Origin of the sequence: Gluconacetobacter dulcium (assembly GCF_014174165.1) — a bacterium.
GTDB lineage: Bacteria > Pseudomonadota > Alphaproteobacteria > Acetobacterales > Acetobacteraceae > Gluconacetobacter > Gluconacetobacter dulcium.
In genome coordinates this window covers 1-2,500 of sequence record NZ_JABEQN010000049.1, presented here as the reverse complement: position 1 = coordinate 2,500, position 2,500 = coordinate 1, and the positions used below count along the sequence as shown (strand labels likewise).

Here is a 2,500-nt window from a genome sequence, read left to right as displayed (position 1 = left end):
TGCAGCGAGCTTAAGCCGTTAGGTGTAGGCGAAGCGAAAGCGAGTCTGAATAGGGCGACGAGTTGCTGGCAGAAGACCCGAAACCGAGTGATCTAGCCATGGCCAGGCTGAAGGTGCGGTAACACGCACTGGAGGGCCGAACCCACGCCTGTTGAAAAAGTCGGGGATGAGCTGTGGCTAGGGGTGAAAGGCCAATCAAACTCGGAGATAGCTGGTTCTCCGCGAAATCTATTGAGGTAGATCGTCAGGTGTTGACCCCGGGGGGTAGAGCACTGGATGGGCTAGGGGGGTCCAAAGCCTTACCAAACCTAACCAAACTCCGAATACCCGGAAGTTTAGCCTGGCAGACAGACGGTGGGTGCTAAGGTCCATCGTCGAGAGGGAAACAGCCCAGACCACCAGCTAAGGCCCCCAAATCGTGGCTAAGTGGGAAAGGATGTGGGGATTCCAAAACAACCAGGAGGTTGGCTTAGAAGCAGCCATCCTTTAAAGAAAGCGTAATAGCTCACTGGTCTATTAGAAACCCTGCGCCGAAAATGTAACGGGGCTCAAGCCACGTGCCGAAGCTGTGGGTGCATACTTTGTATGCGCGGTAGCGGAGCGTTCCGTAAGTCTGTGAAGGAGACGGGGTGACCCTCTCTGGAGATATCGGAAGTGCGAATGCTGACATGAGTAGCGACAAACAGTGCGAGAAACACTGTCGCCGAAAGTCCAAGGGTTCCTGCGCAAGGTTAATCCGCGCAGGGTGAGCCGGCCCCTAAGGCGAGGGCGAAAGCCGTAGTCGATGGAAACCAGGTGAATATTCCTGGGCCTGCCAGAAGTGACGAATGCAAAATGTTGTCAGTCCTTATCGGATTGGATTGGCTTTTTGCGCATTCCAGGAAATAGCTCTGGCATATAGACCGTACCCGAAACCGACACAGGTGGACTGGTAGAGAATACCAAGGCGCTTGAGAGAACGATGCTGAAGGAACTAGGCAAATTACTCGCGTAACTTCGGGATAAGCGAGACCCGTCAGTGGGCAACCATCGGCGGGTGGCACAAACCAGGGGGTAGCGACTGTTTAGTAAAAACACAGGGCTGTGCGAAGTCGAGAGACGACGTATACGGCCTGACGCCTGCCCGGTGCCGGAAGGTTAAGAGGAGGTGTGCAAGCACTGAATTGAAGCCCCGGTAAACGGCGGCCGTAACTATAACGGTCCTAAGGTAGCGAAATTCCTTGTCGGGTAAGTTCCGACCTGCACGAATGGCGTAACGACTTCCCCGCTGTCTCCAGCATCGGCTCAGCGAAATTGAATTCCCCGTGAAGATGCGGGGTACCCGCGGTCAGACGGAAAGACCCTATGAACCTTTACTGCAGCTTTGCAGTGGCATCAGAGACATTCTGTGTAGGATAGGTGGGAGGCTTTGAAACCGGGGCGCCAGTTCCGGTGGAGCCATCCTTGAAATACCACCCTGACTGTTTCTGATGTCTAACCGAGACCAGTAAGCCTGGTCCGGGACCCTGCATGGTGGGCAGTTTGACTGGGGCGGTCGCCTCCCAAAGTGTAACGGAGGCGCGCGATGGTGGGCTCAGGTCGGTCGGACATCGACTGTTGAGTGCAATGGCATAAGCCCGCCTGACTGTGAGAGTGACAGCTCGATCAGAGACGAAAGTCGGCCATAGTGATCCGGTGGTCCCGCGTGGAAGGGCCATCGCTCAACGGATAAAAGGTACTCTAGGGATAACAGGCTGATCTCCCCCAAGAGTCCACATCGACGGGGAGGTTTGGCACCTCGATGTCGGCTCATCACATCCTGGGGCTGGAGCAGGTCCCAAGGGTTCGGCTGTTCGCCGATTAAAGTGGTACGTGAGCTGGGTTTAGAACGTCGTGAGACAGTTCGGTCCCTATCTGCCGTGGGTGTTGGAGACTTGAGAGGATTTGTCCCTAGTACGAGAGGACCGGGATGAACAGACCTCTGGTGTACCGGTTGTCGCGCCAGCGGCACAGCCGGGTAGCTAAGTTTGGACGGGATAATCGCTGAAAGCATCTAAGCGAGAAACCCACCTCAAAACTAGGTCTCCCTGAGGGCCGTGATAGACCATCACGTCGATAGGCCAGATGTGAAAGCGCAGTAATGCGTGCAGCTAACTGGTCCTAATCGCCCAATAGGCTCACTCACACCGCCTGATAAAATCAGGCAAACACACATGCACAGAAATCATCCACGCATAAAACACACTCACACAAAAAAACACCAACCTCACACGCCCAACACACCCCTCAAAAGGGTGGACTGGACGACCTGGTGGCTATGGCGGGGAAAGATCCACCCGATCCCATCCCGAACTCGGCCGTGAAATGCCCCTGCGCCTATGATACTGCGTCTTAAGACGCGGGAAAGTCGGTCGCCGCCAGGTCTTCCAGTCCTCCCTCACCCCCGCGGGGTGGAGCAGCCCGGTAGCTCGTCAGGCTCATAACCTGAAGGTCATAGGTTCAAATCCTATCCCCGCAACCA

The 2,500-nt window shown here is 55.5% G+C and carries 1 tRNA gene and 2 rRNA genes (1 of these 3 cut by a window edge); all 3 read left to right on the top strand.

Annotated features, from left to right (window positions below):
* Positions 1-2,164, top strand: a 23S ribosomal RNA gene (locus tag HLH25_RS19720) (it extends 577 nt beyond the left edge of the window).
* A 122-nt stretch (positions 2,165-2,286) separates the two neighbouring features.
* Positions 2,287-2,402 (top strand): 5S ribosomal RNA (rrf, locus tag HLH25_RS19715).
* Positions 2,403-2,423: 21 nt separating this feature from the next.
* A tRNA-Met gene (locus HLH25_RS19710) sits at positions 2,424-2,500 on the top strand.